At 65.1% G+C, this 17,564-nt stretch carries 15 protein-coding genes and 1 pseudogene; 7 read left to right on the top strand and 9 right to left on the bottom strand.

All coding sequences use genetic code 11. The annotated features are described in order from the left end of the window. The first annotated feature begins 1 nt into the window (after window position 1). Window positions 2-951: pseudogene (locus KI242_RS13465) on the top strand (alpha-E domain-containing protein). Beyond that, entirely contained in the window at window positions 948-1,745 is a 798-nt protein-coding gene (locus tag KI242_RS13470; protein WP_011060817.1) for a transglutaminase family protein, read from the top strand. The pseudogene KI242_RS13465 and the gene KI242_RS13470 overlap by 4 nt, the downstream one beginning before the upstream one ends. Before the next feature lie 11 nt (window positions 1,746-1,756). Here the strand turns inward: KI242_RS13470 and KI242_RS13475 are convergent, their stop codons facing one another. Further along, window positions 1,757-2,554, bottom strand: a complete 798-nt coding sequence (locus tag KI242_RS13475; protein WP_015635259.1) for a helix-turn-helix domain-containing protein — start codon at window positions 2,552-2,554, stop codon at window positions 1,757-1,759. Between the two features lie 111 nt (window positions 2,555-2,665). Between KI242_RS13475 and KI242_RS13480 the strand changes: the two genes are divergently transcribed. Beyond that, window positions 2,666-3,616: a DMT family transporter gene (locus KI242_RS13480; RefSeq protein WP_123473214.1), complete on the top strand. Its 951-nt coding sequence runs from the start codon at window positions 2,666-2,668 to the stop codon at window positions 3,614-3,616. Window positions 3,617-3,670: 54 nt separating this feature from the next. Here KI242_RS13480 and KI242_RS13485 read toward each other — a convergent pair whose 3' ends face one another. Then, window positions 3,671-4,321 carry a sel1 repeat family protein gene (locus KI242_RS13485; protein ID WP_212806250.1) on the bottom strand — a complete coding sequence of 217 codons (651 nt, stop codon included), beginning with the start codon at window positions 4,319-4,321 and terminating at the stop codon, window positions 3,671-3,673. Between the two features lie 178 nt (window positions 4,322-4,499). Between KI242_RS13485 and KI242_RS13490 the strand changes: the two genes are divergently transcribed. The 3 genes from KI242_RS13490 to KI242_RS13500 are packed head-to-tail and all read left to right on the top strand — an operon-like array spanning window position 4,500 to window position 7,321. Further along, window positions 4,500-5,720 carry a putative DNA modification/repair radical SAM protein gene (locus KI242_RS13490; protein WP_015635263.1) on the top strand — a complete coding sequence of 407 codons (1,221 nt, stop codon included), beginning with the start codon at window positions 4,500-4,502 and terminating at the stop codon, window positions 5,718-5,720. After that, entirely contained in the window at window positions 5,717-6,610 is an 894-nt protein-coding gene (locus KI242_RS13495) for a TIGR03915 family putative DNA repair protein (protein ID WP_053150924.1), read from the top strand. Before KI242_RS13490 ends, KI242_RS13495 begins: the two co-directional genes overlap by 4 nt. Window positions 6,611-6,622: 12 nt before the next feature. Next, entirely contained in the window at window positions 6,623-7,321 is a 699-nt protein-coding gene (locus tag KI242_RS13500; RefSeq protein WP_019094318.1) for a hypothetical protein, read from the top strand. 97 nt (window positions 7,322-7,418) lie between these two features. Here the strand turns inward: KI242_RS13500 and KI242_RS13505 are convergent, their stop codons facing one another. The 5 genes from KI242_RS13505 to KI242_RS13525 form a co-directional block, all read right to left on the bottom strand. After that, window positions 7,419-8,438 (bottom strand): branched-chain amino acid aminotransferase, encoded by a 1,020-nt coding sequence (locus KI242_RS13505; RefSeq protein WP_011060826.1) that lies wholly within the window; start codon window positions 8,436-8,438, stop codon window positions 7,419-7,421. Between the two features lie 278 nt (window positions 8,439-8,716). Continuing rightward, complete coding sequence (lpdA, locus tag KI242_RS13510) at window positions 8,717-10,108, bottom strand: dihydrolipoyl dehydrogenase (RefSeq protein ID WP_053157866.1); 1,392 nt, start codon at window positions 10,106-10,108, stop codon at window positions 8,717-8,719. Window positions 10,109-10,111: 3 nt separating this feature from the next. Next, window positions 10,112-11,416, bottom strand: coding sequence for a dihydrolipoamide acetyltransferase family protein (locus KI242_RS13515; RefSeq protein WP_053150929.1), 1,305 nt, complete (start codon window positions 11,414-11,416; stop codon window positions 10,112-10,114). Continuing rightward, window positions 11,417-12,475, bottom strand: a complete 1,059-nt coding sequence (locus KI242_RS13520; protein ID WP_011060829.1) for an alpha-ketoacid dehydrogenase subunit beta — start codon at window positions 12,473-12,475, stop codon at window positions 11,417-11,419. It lies immediately after the preceding gene. Window position 12,476: 1 nt separating this feature from the next. Next, the gene (locus KI242_RS13525; protein WP_065363800.1) at window positions 12,477-13,712 is read right to left on the bottom strand and encodes a 3-methyl-2-oxobutanoate dehydrogenase (2-methylpropanoyl-transferring) subunit alpha; all 1,236 of its coding nucleotides are present in this window, start codon (window positions 13,710-13,712) and stop codon (window positions 12,477-12,479) included. Window positions 13,713-13,908: 196 nt separating this feature from the next. Here KI242_RS13525 and bkdR point away from each other — a divergent pair, with 196 nt between their 5' ends. After that, the gene (gene bkdR / locus KI242_RS13530) at window positions 13,909-14,397 is read left to right on the top strand and encodes a Bkd operon transcriptional regulator BkdR (RefSeq protein WP_011060831.1); all 489 of its coding nucleotides are present in this window, start codon (window positions 13,909-13,911) and stop codon (window positions 14,395-14,397) included. Between the two features lie 3 nt (window positions 14,398-14,400). On the opposite strand, the gene KI242_RS13535 is transcribed toward bkdR, so the two are convergent. Together KI242_RS13535 and KI242_RS13540 are read right to left on the bottom strand one after the other, a co-directional pair. Further along, complete coding sequence (locus KI242_RS13535) at window positions 14,401-15,597, bottom strand: HD-GYP domain-containing protein (protein ID WP_053157878.1); 1,197 nt, start codon at window positions 15,595-15,597, stop codon at window positions 14,401-14,403. Between the two features lie 117 nt (window positions 15,598-15,714). Next, the gene (locus KI242_RS13540; RefSeq protein ID WP_015635271.1) at window positions 15,715-17,337 is read right to left on the bottom strand and encodes a methyl-accepting chemotaxis protein; all 1,623 of its coding nucleotides are present in this window, start codon (window positions 17,335-17,337) and stop codon (window positions 15,715-15,717) included. Window positions 17,338-17,564 lie beyond the last annotated feature (227 nt).

The raw sequence follows: 17,564 nt of genomic DNA on the forward strand, positions 1-17,564 counted from the left end.
CATGCTTTCAAGAACCGCAGCCGATCTGTACTGGATGTCCCGCTACCTGGAGCGTGCCGAGAACCTGGCACGCATGCTCGAAGTCAGTTATTCGCTGTCGCTGATGCCCCAGGCCGGGCGCGGCGACGGCCAGGCCGAACTGGCCATGTCGCTGCTGGCCGCCGGCACCCTGGACGATTACCACCAGCGCCACGGCGAACTCAACAGCGAGCGCATGCTGCATTTCTTCGCCCTCGACGAGAGCAACCCGGGCAGCATCTACTGCTGCCTGCGCGCGGCACGCAGCAACGCCCACGCGGTGCGCGGGCGGATCACCGCCGACATGTGGGAAAACATCAACGCCACCTGGCTGGAGATGCGCAACATCGCCCGCAACGGCCTGGGGCGCTATGGCATCAGCCAGTTCTGCGAGTGGGTCAAGGAGCGTTCGCACCTGTTCCGCGGCGCTACCGCCGGCACCATCATGCGCAACGATGCCTATCGCTTCATCCGCCTGGGGACCTTTATCGAGCGCGCCGACAACACCCTGCGCCTGCTGGATGCGCGCTATGAAATGTTCGGCGAGGAGTCCGAGGAGGTCAGCGACGATTCGGCCCGCGGCTACTACCAGTGGAGCGCCTTGCTCCGCGCCTTGTCCTCCTTCGAGGCGTTCAACGAGATCTACCGCAACGCCCCGGGGCCGAGCAGGTGTCCGAAATGCTGCTGCTGCGCGCCGATGTGCCGCGCTCGCTGCACGCCTGCGTCGAGGAGCTGGACCAGATCCTCGCCGCCCTGCCGGGGGACAACGGCCGCCCGGCACAGCGCCTGGCCGCCGAGCTGAATGCGCGGCTGCGCTACACCGGGATCAACGAGATTCTCGACTCCGGGCTGCACCAGTGGCTGACCGACTGCATCGCTCAGATCCGCCACCTGGGGCAAACCGTGCACGAGTCCTATCTGGAGGTGGTATGAAACTGTCCATTCGTCACGACACGACCTACAGCTACACCGATGAAGTCTGCACCAGCATCCAGTTCCTGCGCCTGACGCCCCAGAACAGCCTGCGCCAGCAGATCCTCCAATGGCACCTGGAGCTGCCGCGGCGGGTGCGTGCCCAGCGCGATCCCTACGGCAACATCCTCCACGTCATGACCCTGGACGAGCCCCACGGCGCGATCGTCCTCAGCGCCTTCGGCGAAGTGCAGATCGACCCGCTGCGCGAAGTGGAGGGCGACAGCCAGTCGCCGCTGCCGTTCCTGCGCAGCAGCCACCTGAGCAAGGCCGACCCGGCCCTGAGCGACTTTGCCCGACAGCATTGTGGCGAGCGCCGCGATCGCGCCGCGCTGATCGAGCTGATGCAGGCCCTGGCCGAGCACATGCCCTACAGCCCTGGCGCCACCGGGGTTGGCAGCACCGGCGCGCAAGCCTTTGCCGGCGGTGCCGGCGTCTGCCAGGACCACACCCATGCGTTCCTGGCCTGCGCCCGCAGCCTGGGCATACCGGCGCGCTACGTGTCCGGCTACCTGTGCACCGAGGACCAGAGCCACCTGGCCAGCCATGCCTGGGCCGAAGCCTGGCTGGATGACGGCTGGTACAGCTTCGACGTGACCAACCGCCTGGACCGCCCCGAGCGCCACCTGAAACTGGCGGTGGGCCTGGATTATCTGGACGCCTGCCCGGTACGCGGCATGCGTCGCGGTGGCGGGGCGGAGCAGATGCACGCGCAAGTGCAGGTCAGTTCCATGATGCAGGTGCAGCATCAATAGGCGCGTCGGGCTCAGTCGCGGCCCATGGCTTGGCGGCGGTATTCATCCGGGGTGGTACCCATCATCCGCCGGAACATGCTGATAAAGGCCGAGGCGCTGCTGTAGCCCAGGTCCAGGCCGATGCTTTCCACGGTCCGTCCCTGTTCCAGCAGGGCCAGGGCCTGCACCACCTTCAGGCGCTGGCGCCATTCCACCAGTGACATGCCCAGCTCGCGCTGGCTGCGCCGCATCAGCGTGCGTTCGCTGGTGTTGGCGGCATGGGCCAGTTGCGGCAGCGAGCGCGGGTCGCCTGGGTTGGCCTTGAGGGTGCGCAGCACCGGGCCCAGCAGCGGGTCGTCGGACGAGGGCAGGTAGCTGCCGGCGCAGGAGGCATGCCCCAGCTTGTCCACCAGCACCTGCAACAGGCGCTGTTGCTCGTCGCTCTGGGGCAGACCCGGTGGCGCCTGGCGTAGGTCGTCCAGGAGCGCCAGGACCAGCGGGCTGAGGCTCAGGGCGCAGTGCCGGGCGGGCAGGGCGGCGCACAGCTCGGGCGCCAGGTACAGCGAGCAGTGGCAGGCTTCGTGGCGGTTGAAGCCCATGTGCTCGACATTCGGCGGCAGCCAGATGCCGTACTGCGGCGGCGCCAGGTAATGGTGGTCACCCAGCTCGATTTCCATCACCCCGCTGTAGGCATAGACGAACTCGCCCCACGGATGGCGGTGGCGCGGGTAGGTGGCGTGGGCCGGCAGGTTGGCCGCGCGAAAGAAGATCGGCGCCGGCAGGGCTTCGCTGAAAGGCGGCAGGTGCAACTGTTGCGCGGCTTTGTTCACGGCGGGCACCGGTTGGCGGATAAGTGCTATGGGCTGGCGGATTAAAACTATATCTAGGAAAACTGTCAGGCGGACAATCCTTCATCACTTTTTCTCGATGAAGGATCTGCCATGGCCACTCGCCAACCCCTGGATGCCACCGCCTGCAGCCTGATGGTCGGCCTGTGCGCGATCTGGGGCCTGCAGCAGGTGGCGCTCAAGGCCACTGCATCGGACATCGCCCCGGTGCTGCAGATTGCCCTGCGCTCCGGCGGCGCGGCGCTGCTGGTGGGCCTGCTGATGTGCTGGCGCGGCGAGCGCCTGGGGCTGGGCGACGGCCATTGGCGCCCGGGCCTGCTGGTGGGCGGGCTGTTCGCCCTGGAGTTTTTGCTGGTGGGTGAAGGGCTGCGCTACACCACGGCCTCGCACATGGCGATCTTTCTCTATACCGCGCCAATCTTCGCCGCCCTGGGGCTGCACTGGCTGATGCCGGCCGAGCGGTTGAAACCCGCGCAGTGGCTGGGTATCGGTGTGGCCTTTGGCGGCATAGTCGTGGCCTTTAGCGGCCCCGCCGCGGCCGGGCACGGCGGTGGCAGCCATGTGCTGCTGGGGGATTTTCTCGGGGTGCTGGGCGGGGTCGCCTGGGGCGCGACCACCGTGGTGGTGCGCTGTTCGCGGCTAGCCTCCAGCCCCACCACCCGGACCCTGCAGTATCAACTGCTGGGGGCCTTTGTCTGGCTCGGGCTGGCGGCGCTGCTGAGCGATCAGACCAGCATCCATTTCACTCCGTTGGTGGTCGCCAGCCTGGGCTTCCAGGTGTTGGTGGTGTCGTTCGCCAGCTTCCTGATCTGGTTCACCCTGCTGCGCCGCTACCCGGCCTCGCGGTTGGGCGTGCTGTCGTTCATGGCCCCGCTGTTCGGCATCGGTTTCGGGGTCTGGCTGCTGCATGAGCCGCTGGAGCCGAACTTCATTTTCGGCGCGTTGCTGGTGCTGGCGGGGATTGTCATGGTCAGCGGCTACGAGTGGCTGCGCCAGCGTTTCAAGCGCAATCGCGAAAGCCCGGTGGCGCCGCGCAGTTCTTGAACGCCCGGGCGCTGGCAAGTTGGCTCCTGCCAGCGAGACCGTTCCCGGGACGATTCAGCGTTTCGCCGCCTCAAGGGCGTTGCGAATGTCTTCCTGCAACTGGCGGGCACCGCTGCAGGCAGGGTCGGCGGGGCCGTGCTTGCAGGATTTATCCAGCACCTTCAGCGCCAGATCGGCGTCGGGCGCTACGCCTATGCCCCGGCTCAGGTGGAAGCCGTACATGGTGCAGGCCCAGGGGTCATCCAGCTCACAGGCCTTGTTGAAGGTCTGCACTGCACAGTGCCGGGTGCCCTGGCTGTCGGCGTCGGCCGTGAGCATGCCGGCGGCGCGGTTGGTGCAGCCGGAGACCAGGCCCAGGCTGCAAGCGCGCTGGTACAGCGGTTCATAGCCTTCGACCGGCCCTTTGGCCTGTTGCAGGGTGGTTGCCAGCCAGTAGCAATCGTTGCCGTCGCCGGCCTCGCAGCGCTGCAGGCAGGCCCCCAGCTGCTCCGGGGGTTCGCAGCGGTTGGCCTGCGTGGCCCGTATCGCGGCCCTGGCCGGCATGTTGTCGCCGGGGCATTGCCTGGCCTGGGCCTGCCAGTCCTGCCGGGCCTGGACTTTGGCGTACAGGGCAGCGATCAGTTCCTGGTCGGTGGGCGCGGCGCTGGCGGCAATGCTCGACAGCAAGGCCATGCCGAACAGGCAGAAACGGTAGAGGCGATGCATGGGGCAGAGTCCTTTCCAGGGGGCGTGGGCGCGGGGGGTATCTTAAGGATTTTCGCCAATAGCTCCAGGCTGCCGACGGGGTGGCGAGACGTTTTTTTTCAATTTCCCCCCGGCAGCTCTCTTGTGGTCCCGGGGTTTTACTCTGTACTGTATATAAAAACAGTATCCGGGCCCGACCATGCAACTGATCGACAAGCTGAGCATCCTCGCCGACGCCGCCAAGTACGACGCTTCCTGCGCCAGCAGCGGCGCGCCCAAGCGCAGTTCCGAAGGCAAGAGCGGGCTGGGTTCGAGCAATGGCATGGGCATCTGCCACAGCTATACGCCGGACGGGCGCTGCGTCTCGCTGCTCAAGGTGCTGCTGACCAATTTCTGCCTCTACGACTGCCAGTACTGCGTCAATCGCCGTTCCAGCGACGTACCCCGGGCACGCTTCAGCCCCGAGGAAGTCGTGCGCCTGACCCTGGATTTCTACCGGCGCAATTGCGTCAGCGGGCTGTTCCTCAGCTCGGGGATCATCCGCTCGGCGGACTACACCATGGAGCAACTGGTGCAGGTGGCCAGGCTGCTGCGCGAAGAGCACGAGTTCCGTGGCTACATCCACCTCAAGACCATCCCCGACGCCGACCCGTTGCTGATCGAGCAGGCCGGGCGCTACGCCGACCGCCTCAGCGTCAACGTCGAGCTGCCCACCGACCAGGGCCTCAAGGCCCTGGCCCCGGAAAAGCACCTGGGTTCGATCAAGCAGGCCATGGGCACCATCTATACCGGCGAGCAGACGGTGCTCAACGAGCCCCGGGCGCCGCGCTTCGCCCCGGCCGGGCAGAGCACCCAGATGATCGTCGGCGCCGATGACACCGACGACAGCACCATCCTCCACAGCGCCGAGGCGCTGTACGGCAACTTCCGCCTGCGCCGGGTCTATTACTCGGCCTTCAGCCCGATTCCCAACAGCCCGAAAAGCGTACCCCTGGCCGCGCCACCGCTGATGCGCGAGCACCGCCTGTACCAGGCCGACTTCCTGCTGCGCGGCTATGGCTTCAGCGCCAACGAACTGTTCCAGGGGCCGGGGCACCTGGCCCTCGACATGGACCCCAAGCTGGCCTGGGCCCTGGACAACCGCAGCGTGTTTCCCCTGGACCTGAACCGTGCCGAACCGGCGCTGATCTCGCGCATTCCGGGGATCGGCCTGCGCACTACCCAGCGCCTGGTGGAACTGCGCCGCGAGCGGCGTATCCGCTACGAGGACCTGGCGCGCATGCGCTGTGTGCTGAGCAAGGCCAGGCCGTTCTTTATCACCAGCGACTATCACCCGCAGCAGGCGGAGACCAGCAGCGCGCTGCTCTACCAGCAACTGCGGGAACGCCCGCAACCGCAGCAGATGGGGCTCTGGGGATGATCAGCCTGGACTGTGACGACCTGTTCGACACCTGGCGCCAGCAGGCGCGCTGGCTGCTCAGCCATTCCATCGACCCGAGCCGGGTCAGTTGGTCCGGGACGCAGGACGCCGATCTGTTCGCCAGCGATGAGGCTTGCCCTGAGCAGCCCGGTCCGTTTCGTGCGCGGATTCCCCTGGCCCTGCTGGAGCTGCTGGAACGGGCCGCCTGCTATCGCGGCGAGCAGCGCTGGAGCCTGTTGTACGAGGTGCTGTGGCGGGTCAGCCATGGCGACCGCACGGCCATGCTCAGCGGCGATCAACTGGGCAGCGAGTTGCAGCGGCGAATCAAGCAAGTCGACCGCGAGGCCCATCACCTGCATGCCTTCGTGCGCTTCGTCAGCTTGCCCGCGGGCCGCTCACAGCTGGCCGAGCAGCCTGAATACGTGGCCTGGCACGAGCCGGCCCACGACATCCTGGCCCAGGCCAGCCGGCATTTCATCGGGCGCATGGGGCGCCACCGCTGGATGATCGCCACGCCCCGGGACGGGGTGTATTTCGACGGTACGCAACTGCACCACCAGAGGCGCTGCCCCAGCGCCTGGCGGCAACTGGCCCAGGCCGGTGAAGACCCCGGGGGCGAGCTGTGGCTGGCCTACTACAGCCATATCTTCAACCCGGCGCGGCTCAACCCCCGGGTGATGCAGGGGCATTTGCCGGCGCGCTTCTGGAAGCACCTGCCGGAGGGGCCGTTGATTCCGGCACTGATCAACCAGGCTCGCCACGGCAAGCAGCGCGACGGCCAGGCCAGCCAGGTGGCAGCACGGCCAGGCAAGCGGATCGGCCAGCCGCGCGGCGATAGCGCTGGGCAGGCCCCAGGGCCTTCCCTGACAATGGGCGGCTTTGAACAATGAGGCAGGCAGCCAATGGATGACGGCGTGGATGACGGCAAGGGCATTACCGAGGAGTTCTGGTCGAAGGGAGTGACTGACGACGCGAAGATGATGTGGCGGGTGGGCAGCCGCGGCGTGACCTTCCTGGCGGCGCTGCTGCTGCCCAAGACCGGGTTCAAGGTCGTGGACATCGCGGTTGGAGTGCTGACCATGCTGATCCCCTTGCTGGTGATCGAAACCCAGAGGGCCTATTCGAAGTTTTCCCCCGGGTTTCTTGCCTGGGTGATCCGCATCAGTGTGTTTGCCAGCGGTGTGGCCATGGCCAGCCTGGGGCTGGTGGTCTACTTCGGGGTCGTGATGCCTTTGGTTTCAGCGGTGGGCATTCCTTTTTTCCAACAGAGCGCCAGCCTCCAGTTCCAGGGGCAGAGCGGGGTGGAACTGGTCGGTTTCTGGTGGATGGCGGCTGTCACCGGCTTTGCCGTGATGTATGCAGTGTTCAAGAATTTTCGCGAGACCAAGGTGTTCGAGATCGTCTATCACCTGCCACGCAACGGCGTGAGGCAGCTCATGCAGGAGCGGCCGCTGCGCGCCAGCAACTGGCCGATGTTCGTCTGGTTCGAGCTCTGCGTGTTGATCGCGAGCTTTTTCTACACCTTGATGGCATCCCAGGCCGCGCTGCTGGTGGTGGATGGAACGCAACAGGTGCTGATGTTGTTCGGTATCAGCCTCTGAGGGGAGCCCCTCCTTCGGCTGGCATTCTGCAGGCTCCAGGCATGAAAAAGCCCGCCCCTGGCAACCAGGGGCGGGCTCGGCTGAAGCAGGGGGGGAATCAGACCTTGACGATCCAGCCCGCTGGCGCTTCGACGTCGCCGGTCTGCACACCGGTCAGCTCTTTGTAGAGCTTCTGGGTGATCGGGCCGACTTCTTTTTCGCTGTAGAACACGTGCAGCTTGTTCTGGTACTCGATGCCGCCGATCGGCGTGATCACCGCGGCAGTACCGCAGGCACCGGCTTCCTTGAAGTCCGCCAGCTTGTCGATGAACACGTCGCCTTCGACCACTTCCAGGCCCAGGCGGGTCTTGGCCAGCTCGATCAGCGACAGGCGGGTGATGCCCGGCAGTACCGATGGCGAGTTGGGGGTGACGAATTTGTCGTCATGAGTGATGCCGAAGAAGTTGGCCGAACCCACTTCCTCGATCTTGCTGTGGGTCAGCGGGTCGAGGTAGATGCAGTCGGCGAAGCTGGCCTTCTTGGCCTGGGCGCCGGGCATCAGGCTGGCGGCGTAGTTGCCACCGACCTTGGCCGCGCCGGTGCCCTGAGGCGCCGCGCGGTCGTAGCTGGAGATCAGGAAGTTGTGCGGGGTCAGGCCGCCCTTGAAGTAGGCGCCGACCGGGATGGCGAAGATCGAGAAGATGAACTCCGGCGCGGTGCGCACGCCGATGTTGTCGCCGACGCCGATCACGAACGGGCGCAGGTACAACGCGCCGCCGGTGCCGTAGGGCGGGATGAAGCGTTCGTTGGCCTTGACCACGGCCTTGCAGGCTTCGATGAACTGTTCGGTGGAGACCTGCGGCATCAGCAGGCGGGCGCAGCTGCGCTGCATGCGTGCGGCGTTCTGGTCCGGACGGAACAGGTTGATCGAACCGTCCTTGCAGCGGTAGGCCTTGAGGCCTTCGAAACATTGCTGGCCATAGTGCAGGGCGGTGGAGCCCTCGCTGATGTGCAGCACATTGTCTTCAGTCAGGGTGCCTGCGTCCCACTCGCCGTTACGCCAGTGCGACAGATAGCGCTTGTCTGTCTTGATGTAGTCAAAACCCAGCTTGTCCCAATTGATGCTTTCGTTACCCATGACACCCTCTATCGCTTAACAACCGTCGGAACGGCTCAAGGCTTCTGACGTTTTTTTGGATGGGCACAACAATACTGCATTCCGGGGGCGTGCCGCATCCCGGACGATGGGAGGGGGCGCAAAAAAAACTTAGCCTGCTTATGAAGCTTCCCCCCTAACAGCCCCATACCCCTGTAGGAGCGAGCTTGCTCGCGAAGGCCGCTTGGCTGTCCACGCTGGCCCTTTCGCGGGCCAGCCGCGCTCCTACCTGGGCACTGTCCTGTGTGCCCCTTGAATGGTTACAGATGCAGGGCGTGGCCCAGTGCCCGCAGCGCCGCTTCCTGGACCGCTTCACCCAGGGTCGGGTGGGCGTGGATGGTGCCGCCGATGTCTTCCAGGCGCGCGCCCATTTCCAGGGATTGGCCGAACGCCGTGGACAACTCGGAGACTCCGACTCCCACTGCCTGCCAGCCGACAATCAGGTGATTGTCACTTCGGGCCACCACCCGCACGAAACCGCTTTTCGATTCCAGGGTCATGGCCCGGCCATTGGCCGCGAACGGGAAGCTGCTGACGATGCAATCCAGGCCGGCAGCGCGGGCCTCGTCCGGGGTCTTGCCCACCACCACCAGTTCCGGGTCGGTGAAGCACACCGCGGGGATCGCTGCCGGGTTGAATTCCCGGTGCTTGCCGGCGATCAGCTCGGCGACCATCTCGCCCTGGGCCATGGCCCGGTGCGCGAGCATCGGCTCACCGCTCAGGTCGCCGATGGCCCAGACGTTGCGCATGCTGGTCTGGCACCGGTGGTCGATCTTGATGGCCGCGCCGTTCATGTCCAGGTTCAGGCTTTCCAGGTTCCAGCCCTGGGTGTTGGGCTTGCGGCCCACCGCCACCAGTACCTGGTCGGTGGCCAGGTTCAGGGTGTCGCCATTGGGTTCGCGTACCTGCAGGCTGCTGCTGGCGGCATCGAAGCCCAGCACGCTGTGCTTGAGGTAGAGCTTGATCCCCAACTGCTTCACCGAGTCCAGCACCGGCTGGGTCAGTTCGCCGTCGTAGGCGGGCAGGATGCGTTCCTGGGCCTCCACCACGCTGACCTCGACCCCGAGCTTGCGGTAGGCGATGCCCAGTTCCAGGCCGATGTAGCCGCCGCCGACCACGGTCAGGCGCTTGGGCAGGGTCTTGGGTGCCAGGGCCTCGGTGGAGGAAATGATCGGCCCGCCGGTGGGCAGCATCGGCAGGTTGACGCTTTTCGAACCGGTGGCCAGCAGCAGGTGCTCGCACTGGATGCGGGTATCGGCGCCTTCGATCTCCACGGTCTTGCCGTCGATGACCCTGGCCCAGCCCTGGATCACCTGGACCTTGTTTTTCTTCAGCAGCGCGGCGACCCCGGTGGTCAGGCGGTCGACGATGCCGTCCTTCCATTCCACGCTCTTGCCGATGTTCAGGGTTGGCGCCGCCACTTCGATGCCCAGGGCCGAGCCCTGGCTGTGGTGGCGGGTCTGGTGGAACTGCTCGGCGACATGGATCAGCGCCTTGGACGGGATGCAACCGATGTTCAGGCAGGTGCCGCCCAGGGACTGGCCCTCCACCAGAATGGTGGAGATGCCCAGCTGGCCGGCGCGGATGGCCGCCACATAACCGCCAGGGCCGCCGCCGATGATCAACAGTTGGGTATTGAGAGTCTGTTGCATGTCTTACTCCACAAACAGCGTGGCGGGTTGTTCGAGCAGGCCGCGAATGGCCTGGATGAATTGCGCAGCGTCCATGCCGTCGACCACCCGATGATCGAAGGAGCTGGAGAGGTTCATCATCTTGCGGATCACGATCTGGCCCTTGATCACCATGGGCCGCTCGACGATGCGGTTGACCCCGACAATCGCCACTTCCGGCAGGTTCAGCACCGGCGTGCTGACGATCCCGCCCAGCGCGCCGAGGCTGGTGAGGGTGATGGTGGAACCGGAGAGTTCATCCCGGGCGGCCTTGCCGCTGCGAGCGGCCTGGGCCAGGCGCGCGATTTCCTCGGCGTTGCCCCACAGGCTGCGGGCTTCGGCGTGGCGCACCACCGGTACCATCAGGCCGACGTCGCTCTGGGTGGCGACCCCGACATGCACCGCGCCGTGGCGGGTGATGACCTGGGCTTCGTCGTCATAGCGGGCGTTGATCTGCGGGAAGTCGCGCAGGGCGACGACCATGGCCCGCACCAGGAACGGCAGCAGGGTCAGCTTGCCGCGGGTGGCGCCGTGCTTTTCATTGAGGTGGATGCGCAGCTCTTCCAGGGCGGTGACGTCCACTTCCTCGACATAGCTGAAGTGCGCGGCGCGATGCTTGGACTCCTGCATGCGCTGGGCGATCTTGCGGCGCATGCCAATGACCTGGATCTGCTCTTCATCATGGCGCTCGGCATAGCCGGCCCCTGGCGCCGAGTAACCCTTGAGCGGCTGGCTGTCCTGGGCCAGGTAGGCGTCCAGGTCTTCGTGCAGGATGCGCCCGGCCGGGCCGCTGCCTTGCACCAGGCGCAGCTGGATGCCCAGGTCCAGGGCGTGCTTGCGCACCGCCGGCGAGGCCAGCGGACGCTCGTCGGCTTCCCGGGCCACCGGTGCCTGGGGCGCTGGGCGGCAGGCTGCTGCGGGACTGGCGACGGGTTTTTCCGCTTTGGGGGCTTGGGCCACTGGCGCGGCGGCCACGGGCTTATTAATAGCTGCCGGCTCTTTTGCCGCCGGTGCGGCTGCCTGGGCGGATTCCTTGAGGTTGCCCGCGCCTTCGACCTCGATGCTGATGAGGATGCTGCCCACCGCCATCACTTCACCGGGCTCGCCGCCCAGGGAGATGACCTTGCCGTGCACCGGGGAGGGGATGTCGACCATCGCCTTGTCGGTCATCACGTCTGCCAGAACCTGATCTTCCACTACCTGATCGCCGACCTTGACGTGCCACTGCGCCAGTTCAACTTCCGCGATGCCTTCGCCGATGTCCGGCATCTTGATAACGTGCGTGCCCATTCAGACCTCCATGACCCGTTGCAGCGCCGCGCCCACTCGGGACGGCCCTGGGAAATATGCCCACTCCTGCGCGTGGGGATACGGCGTATCCCAACCGGTGACGCGCTCGATCGGGGCTTCCAGGTGGTGGAAGCAGTGTTCCTGCACCAGCGACACCAGTTCGGCGCCGAAACCGCAGGTGCGGGTGGCTTCATGCACCACCACGCAACGGCCGGTCTTCTTCACCGACTTGACGATGGTGTCCAGGTCCAGGGGCCACAGGCTGCGCAGGTCGATGACCTCGGCGTCGATGCCGGTTTCCTCGGCCGCCACTTGCGACACGTAGACGGTGGTGCCGTAGGTGAGGATGGTCACGTCCTTGCCCGGGCGGGCGATGGCCGCCACGTCCAGCGGCACCTTGTAGTAGCCGTCCGGCACCTGGGCCGCCGGGTGTTTCGACCAGGGGGTTACCGGGCGATCGTGGTGGCCGTCGAAGGGGCCGTTATACAGGCGCTTGGGTTCGAGGAAGATCACCGGGTCATCGTTCTCGATGGAGGCGATCAACAGGCCCTTGGCGTCGTAGGGGTTGGACGGCATCACGGTGCGCAGGCCGCAGACCTGGGTAAACATCGCCTCGATGCTCTGGCTATGGGTCTGCCCGCCGTAGATGCCGCCGCCGCAAGGCATGCGCAGGGTCATGGGCGCGGTGAACTGGCCGGCGGAGCGATAGCGCAGGCGCGCGGCCTCGGAAATGATCTGGTCCGAGGCCGGGTAGACGTAGTCGGCGAACTGGATTTCCGCCACCGGGCGCAGGCCGTAGGCGCCCATGCCGATGGCCGCGCCGACGATGCCGCTTTCCGAGATCGGCGCGTCGAACACCCGCGAGGTGCCGTACTTGGCCTGCAGGCCTTCGGTGCAGCGGAACACGCCGCCGAAGTAGCCCACGTCCTGGCCGAACACCACGACGTTGTCGTCACGCTCGAGCATCACATCCATAGCCGAGCGCAGGGCCTGGATCATGGTCATGGTGGTGGTGGTCATGGCGGTGTCCAGCTGGATATTGTTGTTGTGATCGTTCATTTCAGATCCCCAGTTCCTGGCGTTGGCGTTTCAAGTGCTCGGGCATGTCCTTGTAGACATCCTCGAACATGGTCGCGGCGCTGGGGATCTGGCCGCCGGCGAGGGTGCCGTACTGCTCGGCTTCCTTCTGGGCGGCGATGACCTGGGCTTCCAGCTCGGCACTGACCGCGGCGTGTTCCTCTTCGGACCACTGGCCGATCTTGATCAGGTGCTGCTTGAGGCGGGCAATCGGATCGCCCAGGGGGAAGTGGCTCCAGTCGTCGGCCGGGCGGTACTTGGACGGGTCGTCGGAGGTGGAGTGCGGGCCGGCGCGGTAGGTGACCCACTCGATCAGGGTCGGGCCAAGGTTGCGGCGGGCACGTTCGGCGGCCCAGCGCGAGGCGGTGTAGACGGCGATGAAATCGTTGCCGTCGACCCGCAGGGAGGCGATGCCGCAGCCCACGCCGCGTCCGGCGAAGGTGGTGGCTTCACCGCCGGCGATGGCCTGGAAGGTGGAGATCGCCCACTGGTTGTTGACCACGTTGAGGATCACCGGTGCGCGATACACGTGGGCGAAGGTCAGGGCGGTGTGGAAGTCCGACTCGGCGGTGGCGCCGTCGCCGATCCAGGCCGAGGCGATCTTGGTATCGCCCTTGATCGCCGAGGCCATGCCCCAGCCCACGCCCTGCACGAACTGGGTCGCCAGGTTGCCGGAGATAGTAAAGAACCCGGATTCCTTCACCGAGTACATGATCGGCAGCTGGCGCCCCTTGAGCGGATCGCGCTCGTTGGACAGCAGTTGGCAGATCATCTCCACCAGCGGCACTTCCCGGGCCATCAGGATGCTTTGCTGGCGGTAGGTGGGGAAGCACATGTCGTCGATGTTCAACGCCAGGGCCTGGGCACTGCCGATGGCTTCCTCGCCCAGGCTCTGCATATAGAAGGACATCTTCTTCTGCCGTTGGGCGACCACCATGCGGTTGTCGAAGATCCGCGTCTTGAGCATGGCGCGCATGCCCTGGCGGAGGATCTCCACAGGCACGTCCGCGGCCCAGTCGCCCAGGGCGTTGCCCTGATCGTCGAGCACGCGGATCAGGCCACGGGCCAGGTCGGCGCAGTCGGCAGGTTCGATATCGATAGGAGGTTTGCGGGCCAGGCCGGCATCGTTCAGACGCAGGTAGGTGAAGTCGGTCTTGCAGCCGGGACGCCCCGAGGGCTCGGGAACGTGCAGGCGTAGCGGTGCATACGCTGGGGTCATGGCTTTCTACGCTCGATCTTGTGGATTTCTTGTAATTGGGCGCGCTAGCTGACAGTCATTCCCTGGGTAAGAGAAATCTTGTCCTACAAACATCATAGGCCGGGCGTAGAAGAATATTTATCTCTGTTTCATTGCGCTGGACGGTATTTGCAGATAAAAAATCTGCATAAACATAAAAAACAGGTTGTTTTGTCTCATGCGCAAACTGGACCGTACCGATATCGGCATTCTCAACAGTCTTCAGGAGAATGCCCGCATCACCAACGCTGACCTCGCCCGCTCGGTGAATCTTTCGCCCACCCCGTGCTTCAACCGGGTCAAGGCCATGGAGGAGCTGGGGCTGATCCGCGAGCAGGTGACCCTGCTGGATGCCGACCTGTTGGGGTTGCACGTCAATGTGTTCATCCACGTCAGCCTGGAGAAGCAGGTGGAAGAGGCCCTGCAGCACTTCGAGGAGGCCATCGCCGACCGCCCGGAGGTGATGGAGTGCTACCTGATGGCCGGTGATCCGGACTATCTGATCCGGGTGCTGGTGCCCAGCATCCAGTCCCTGGAACGCTTCATGATGGACTTCCTGACCAAGGTCCCCGGGGTGGCCAATATCCGTTCCAGCTTTGCCCTCAAGCAGGTGCGCTACAAGACCGCGCTGCCTTTGCCGGCCAACGGCCTGACACTGGGCACCTGAGGTTCAGGCCGGGACTTCGCTCCACAGCTGTTGCAGTTGCTTGAAGTCCCAGGCCTCTTGCGCTTCCCGGGCGACGATGTGTTCCTCGCCCTGCAGCCGTGAAAGGTCCAGCACCCGTTGCGGCAGGGGCATCTTCGAGCGTGTGGAAAAGAACACCTTGACCTTGGGCAGCAGCAGCGACTCGCTGTTCTGCTCCAGGACCACAGCCAGCTTGCCGCTGTTCAGGCGCACCAGGGAACCCACCGGGTAGATGCCCACGCACTTGACCAGGGCCTGCAACACCCGCGGGCCGAAATGCCCGGTCCAGCCGGACATGCGCTGCAAGGCTTCGGCCGGGTCCCAGCCCCGGTTGTAGGGGCGGGTCGAGGTCACGGCGTCATACACGTCGCAGACCGCACCCATCTGTGCGAACAGACTGATCTGCTCCCCCGCCAGGTGGTGCGGGTAGCCGCTGCCGTCGATCTTTTCGTGATGGTGCAGGCACACATCCAGCACCAGCGCGTCCAGCTGCGGGTTCTGGCGCAGGATGGCACCACCGGCGGCAGGGTGCAGCTTGATCCGCTCGAACTCGTCGGCGGAGAGTTTTTCCGGTTTGTTGAGGATGCTGTCGGGGATGGTCAGCTTGCCGATGTCGTGCAGCAGCCCGGCGACTCCGGCCTGGTGCACCTGCTCCACCGGCAGCTCCAGTTGCCGGGCCACCGCCACCATCAGCGCGCAGACCGCCACCGAGTGCATGTAGGTGTAGTCGTCGGCGGTCTTGAGCCGGGCCAGGCTGATCAGCACGTCGGGGTGGCGCAGCAGCGAGCTGGAGATGTTGTGCACCAGCTCGTCCACCTGGACCAGCTCGATGGCCTGGCCCATGCGCACCTCCTGGAACATCTGCATCACCGCCTTCTTGGAGTGGGCGCAGATCTTCAGCGCACGCTGGATTTCCTCGGCCCGCTCGACCCGCAGCGGGGCTTCGCTCTTGAGCGGCGGCTGGGCGGCCGGCGCGATGGGCTGCGGGTTCGCCGGCAGGTCCAGGCCCTTGTCCGAGTCGATCCACAGGCTGCTGACATTGGACTGGCGCAGGCGCTGCAGGTCGGCGTGGCTATTGAGCACGAAGCCGGCTTTCCAGAACGAATGGTCCAGCCACGAACCGCAGAACTGGTGGATATACATGCCCATCTGCAACTGCTGCACGGAAATGAGTTTGAGCACGGTCGAGCCCCCCACCTGATTCAGACCGGCCCCGGCGCCAAGAGGCGGCCCGGGCTGGCTGATCGATAACGCTCCTTGCCGTTACTTATCCTGAACCGCTTGACCGGTCGCGCCCGGTCAGAGGGAGAAGCGTGCCACCAGTTTGTTCAGACTGACCGCCAGTGACGACAGTTCACTGCTGGCGATGGAAGTCTGGCTGGCGGCGGACGAGCTTTGCAGCGACAGGTCGCGGATGCTCATCAGGTTCTGGTCCACCGAGCGTGCCACCTGGGCCTGTTCCTCCGAGGCGGTGGCGATCATCAGGTTGCGTTCGTTGATTTCGCTGATGGCCTGGGTGATATGACCGATGGCGGCGCCGGCCTCGTGGGCGATGGCCAGGGTCTGGCTGGCGTCCTCGCTGCTTTGCTGCATAGACAGCATAGCCTTGCTCGAACCGCTCTGGATGCCCTGGATCATCTGCTCGATCTCCTGGGTCGAGAGCTGGGTGCGGTGGGCGAGGGCGCGCACTTCATCGGCCACCACGGCGAAGCCGCGGCCCTGTTCCCCGGCCCGGGCGGCCTCGATCGCGGCGTTCAGGGCCAGCAGGTTGGTCTGCTCGGCAATGGCGCGGATCACATCCAGGACCTTGGTGATGTCCTGGGCCTGCTGGGCCAGGCCGGCCATTTCCAGCCGGGTGTGTTCCACGGTGCCGGTGAGTTTCTCGATGGAGTGGATGGTCTGCTCGACCCGCTCCTTGCCCAGCCCGGCCGAGCGCTCGGAGGCCTGGGTGGATTGCGAGGCGGACACCGCGTTGCGTGCCACTTCCTCCACCGCAGCGGTCATTTCATTGACCGCGGTGGCGGCCTGGTCGGTCTCCATGCTCTGTTGCTGGATGCCGGCGTTGGACTCGCGGGTGATGGCGCTCATTTCCTCGGCCGCGGAAGCCAGTTGGGTGGACGAATCGGCGATGTGGCGGATGGTGGATTTCAGGCTGTCGAGCATGGCCTGGGTGGATTTCTGCAGGTCGGTCAGCTCGTCCTGGCCGCTGACGTCCACCTGGGCCCGCAAGTCGCCCTCGGCGATCTTCTGGGTGGTGGCCAGCAGCGACAGCACCGGGCGGATGATGCTGCGGGTGAACAGGGTGGCGATGAGGATCGTCAGGACAATCGCCAGGACGATGATCACCGAGGTCAGGGTCAGGCCGGTGTCGAACTGTTGGCCTGCCTGGTTGGCGGAGTGCTCGGCGCCGTTTTCGTTGATGGCGATCAGTGCCTCGATGGCGGACTGCAGTGTATTGGCCAGGGGCACGGTGACCTGGTTGATGTAGTCGCTGGTCTGTTGCGCAGTGTTGGTCTTGCTGCTCTCGATCAGCACCGCCAGCTTGTCCAGGTAGTCCTGGGCGCCGCGCTTGACCTGATCAAAGGTGGTTTTTTCCTCGGCGCTGGAAACCAGCGGTTCGTAATCCTTGATGGCCTGGGCCAGGCTGGCCTTCAGGGTCCCCAGCTTGTCCAGGGAAGCGGCTTTCTGGGCATCGTTCTCAGTGGCGTAGTGCAGTGCTTCCAGGCGCACGCGCAAGGTGCCGGATTCGATTTTCGTGGCTTGCCTGACGCTGGGCAGCCAGTTGGTTTGCAGATCCAGTGCCGCGTCGTGAATCTGTCCCATTTTCCACAGTGCCAGCCCTCCCAGACCAATCAGCAGTACACAGATGGCGCCGAAACTCAGTAGCGCCCTGGAAGTCAGTTTCATGTTTCTTGTCACCATAAAGGCACCTTGCAGGTTGGAGTGATACAGCCAAGTACGTTTCGACTCCTTGTCGCCTTGATATCACTCTGATCTCAAAGTTGTGAAAAATCTGCATAGATGTAAAAAAATATTTCTACGGGTGTTTTCCTGTTCAGCCCGCAGACAGCTTGAGCCCTTGCAGGACGCCGTGCTTGACCTTCATCAAGGCGCTTTCCGGGGTTTTGCGCCATGCTCGGCGCCTGTCC

It is taken from the genome of Pseudomonas sp. Eqa60 (genome assembly GCF_018326405.1).
Classification (GTDB): Bacteria; Pseudomonadota; Gammaproteobacteria; order Pseudomonadales; family Pseudomonadaceae; genus Aquipseudomonas; species Aquipseudomonas protegens.

Bases quoted from the DNA above. Each gene is read 5' to 3' on its own strand.
- KI242_RS13470 (WP_011060817.1), top strand. From the start codon at position 948: ATGAAACTGTCCATTCGTCACGACACGACCTACAGCTACACCGATGAA.
- KI242_RS13480 (WP_123473214.1), top strand. From the start codon at position 2,666: ATGGCCACTCGCCAACCCCTGGATGCCACCGCCTGCAGCCTGATGGTC.
- KI242_RS13485 (WP_212806250.1), bottom strand. From the start codon at position 4,321: ATGCATCGCCTCTACCGTTTCTGCCTGTTCGGCATGGCCTTGCTGTCG.
- KI242_RS13490 (WP_015635263.1), top strand. From the start codon at position 4,500: ATGCAACTGATCGACAAGCTGAGCATCCTCGCCGACGCCGCCAAGTAC.
- KI242_RS13495 (WP_053150924.1), top strand. From the start codon at position 5,717: ATGATCAGCCTGGACTGTGACGACCTGTTCGACACCTGGCGCCAGCAG.
- KI242_RS13500 (WP_019094318.1), top strand. From the start codon at position 6,623: ATGGATGACGGCGTGGATGACGGCAAGGGCATTACCGAGGAGTTCTGG.
- KI242_RS13505 (WP_011060826.1), bottom strand. From the start codon at position 8,438: ATGGGTAACGAAAGCATCAATTGGGACAAGCTGGGTTTTGACTACATC.
- lpdA (WP_053157866.1), bottom strand. From the start codon at position 10,108: ATGCAACAGACTCTCAATACCCAACTGTTGATCATCGGCGGCGGCCCT.
- KI242_RS13515 (WP_053150929.1), bottom strand. From the start codon at position 11,416: ATGGGCACGCACGTTATCAAGATGCCGGACATCGGCGAAGGCATCGCG.
- KI242_RS13520 (WP_011060829.1), bottom strand. From the start codon at position 12,475: ATGAACGATCACAACAACAATATCCAGCTGGACACCGCCATGACCACC.
- KI242_RS13525 (WP_065363800.1), bottom strand. From the start codon at position 13,712: ATGACCCCAGCGTATGCACCGCTACGCCTGCACGTTCCCGAGCCCTCG.
- bkdR (WP_011060831.1), top strand. From the start codon at position 13,909: ATGCGCAAACTGGACCGTACCGATATCGGCATTCTCAACAGTCTTCAG.
- KI242_RS13540 (WP_015635271.1), bottom strand. From the start codon at position 17,337: ATGGTGACAAGAAACATGAAACTGACTTCCAGGGCGCTACTGAGTTTC.